Annotated in this window: 3 protein-coding genes; 1 reads left to right on the top strand and 2 read right to left on the bottom strand. The window is 60.8% G+C overall.

Translation table 11 applies throughout. The annotated features are described in order from the left end of the window. Positions 1 to 286 (top strand): transposase (locus NKH59_RS33200; protein ID WP_353024445.1); only part of this gene is annotated, 286 nt, incomplete at its 5' end. A gap of 99 nt (positions 287 to 385) precedes the next feature. On the opposite strand, the gene NKH59_RS33195 is transcribed toward NKH59_RS33200, so the two are convergent. Further along, positions 386 to 670, bottom strand: coding sequence for a hypothetical protein (locus tag NKH59_RS33195; protein ID WP_353024443.1), 285 nt, complete (start codon positions 668 to 670; stop codon positions 386 to 388). A gap of 140 nt (positions 671 to 810) precedes the next feature. Further along, positions 811 to 1,926: an integrase catalytic domain-containing protein gene (locus NKH59_RS33190; protein WP_353024441.1), complete on the bottom strand. Its 1,116-nt coding sequence runs from the start codon at positions 1,924 to 1,926 to the stop codon at positions 811 to 813. Between the last annotated feature and the right edge of the window lie 307 nt (positions 1,927 to 2,233).

Raw genomic sequence — 2,233 nt, 5'->3', positions numbered from 1 at the left:
CACTCAGAGCTGGCGGCGCAACTGGCAGCACGTCGTGCCGTTCTTCGCCTTCCCAGAAAGCGTGCGCCGGATCATCTACACGACGAATGCAATTGAGGCGTTGAACTCCAAGCTGCGCCGCGCCGTCCGCACCCGCGGACACTTCCCGAGTGACGACGCGGCGATGAAACTGCTATATCTGGTCCTGAACCATGCGGCTGAGGAATGGAAACGACCGCCGCGCGAATGGTTCGAGGCCAAGACCCAGTTCGCCGTTGTCTTCGGCGAGAGGTTCGTCAGCCAATGACGAGACCGGCCTCGCGCACAGAATTCCTGACAGTCCCGGCCCGGCCTGCCCAGTTTTCCAGTTGTCAAGCGAAGTGAGGATTTGACCCCTCCTATTGCCTCACCGAGGAATGTTACCGAACGCGATAGGGCCGACGTGGGCCCTTTCTCCATCCGTCGCGGCGGAGGGAGATAGCGGCCAGCTCTTCATCCAACCGCCATCGAGGATGATCAGCCCAGCCATTTCCATGCGCCAGACCTTCACAAGCCGTTGCACCATTCTCAGGTTATTTTCCTTGAAGCGCGAGGGGTCGATCTTTGTCAGGCGTTGCAACACACTTGCTGCCGAGAGCGCCGGCTCTTCCTCGAGCCATCCCTTGATCTGCGCCTCGAACGGCTCGTACATGCTGGGTCTCTTCGGATAGGGTTTGGTCCGCCGATACGGCCGCCGATGCGTTGGTCGGGTCTCGCCACTCTTCCAGGCCGTCTTCAGATTCGCGGCGAAGCGCTGGAGATCGATAACGGCCGGCTCCTCAATCTTCGTATTCAGGCCACGACGATCGACCCGCCGCCCAAGCTCCTCCAGATGCGGATGCCAGCAAACAGCAGCACGGGATCGGCGGTTTCCATCATCGCCTGGAGCCGCTGCTTGTCGGCCTCGGCCACACCCGGATGTGCAAGGACACGGGCCGCAGGCGGAACTGGCGGATGATAGCGCTTGATCACACGAGCGCCGATCCGCGTCTTCTCCTGAAGCTTGAATGACGGTTGGAACAGATTGCCGTAAAGCCGCACGACAGCATAAAGTTTACCAAGCGCGGCCGTCGCCTCCGCGCCGATAAACCGACCATACCCCACCAGGCGACGCACGATGGCGCCATTCTTCTGCTCCACATGCGCCTGGTCATTCTTTCGATAGGCGCGCGAGCGCGTCACTTCCAGTTCCTCACTGCGGCACCAGGAGACGACGAACTCGTTCATGAAGGCGCTGTCGTTGTCGAAATCTACGCCGAGCAGGGGGAAGGGAAAGAACGAGCGGGCCTGCTTGATCGCCACAATCACATTGCCGCTGTCGCGCGTGCGGACCGGAACGCATTCAGTCCACCCCGTGGCAATATCGGTCAACACCATCGTCTGCACAAAGCTGCCGGACGAAGATGTGCCGGAATGCGCCACGAAATCGACCTCGACGTAACCGGGCGGCGGATCATTCCAGTCCCCGAAGGTGCGCACCGGCACCGATCGGCGAACCGCCGAACTCATTCCTGCTCGCCGGCGCTGGCCGCCGCGAGCCACAACACGTACCTCCGCCAAAAGCCGATCTATCGTCGCCGGGCTCATTGTCAGCAGCTTGCCGCGGAGCGCGGCATCGAGCTCCAGCCGGCCATGCCGTTCAAGCGCTGGCAGCAAGACAGGTATCAACGGCCGCAGCCGTTTGGAACACAGCCGCTCCGATGCCTCCCACAACACCACGAGCGCTTCGCGAACATCGCCGCCATAGCGAAGGCTGTGCCTCTTGTTGCCAGGTATCTTCGACGCGCGTTGACGGAGCACTCGGATCGCATGCTTGCGATGATAACCGGTCACCGCGACGAACTCATCGAGGATGAGGCGCTTATCGCTTCGGCTCCCCGATCGATACCGCTCGACAATTGCTTCCACCAATTCCGACCGTGTCGCCATGCTGATCCGCCTTGCCATCCATCCTCCGAATCGGGATGACAACACCTGACCATCCCATTCGGAACAGCGACACTATTGGTAACATTTTGCTTGAGGCAATGCGCCCCTTGGGCGAAACGAAGAACTGACCCCCTCATTGTTTTGCTGTTTCGTTGGTCTCGAGCGTCGGGTTCGGGGGGCGGAAAAAATGGGGGGCAACCCGATTAAGAGAACCCCCCCCCGGGGGGGTTAATGTGGTAAATTTAAAGACCCCCGCAAAAATAACCGGCGCCCCCCCCCCGAACCC

This window comes from Mesorhizobium sp. M0998 (assembly GCF_040318885.1).
Classification (GTDB): domain Bacteria; phylum Pseudomonadota; class Alphaproteobacteria; order Rhizobiales; family Rhizobiaceae; genus Mesorhizobium.
Note: the sequence above shows the minus strand (reverse complement) of the source record. Positions and strands in the feature narration are given on the sequence as shown.

Bases quoted from the DNA above. Each gene is read 5' to 3' on its own strand.
- NKH59_RS33195 (WP_353024443.1), bottom strand. From the start codon at position 670: ATGTACGAGCCGTTCGAGGCGCAGATCAAGGGATGGCTCGAGGAAGAG.